General features: G+C 44.6%; 1 protein-coding gene. It reads left to right on the top strand.

All coding sequences use genetic code 11. From position 1 onward, the window contains the following. Positions 1-249 (top strand): gliding motility-associated C-terminal domain-containing protein (locus KO524_RS15615; protein WP_219295084.1); only part of this gene is annotated, 249 nt, incomplete at both ends.

The following is a 249-nucleotide window of genomic DNA, read 5'->3' as shown; positions in this document are numbered from 1 at the left end:
AACGCGAGTAGCTGTACCGACCAAAGTCAATTTACGATCACTTACCAAGATTGTTCCATACCCAAGGGAATTTCGCCTAATGGAGACGGTTTTAACGACAGTTGGGATTTGAGTAAACACGGGGTTTTGGATGTGATCATCTACAACCGTTGGGGGCTAGAAGTGTACGCTCGTAAAAACGGTTATACCAATCAATGGGCGGGTCAAGATAAAAGTGGAAAGCCCTTAGCTAGCGGCACCTATTTTTAT

This window comes from Flavobacterium sp. NKUCC04_CG, assembly GCF_019345525.1.
Classification (GTDB): Bacteria; Bacteroidota; Bacteroidia; order Flavobacteriales; family Flavobacteriaceae; genus Flavobacterium.
This window is presented reverse-complemented; position numbering and strand designations above follow the sequence as displayed.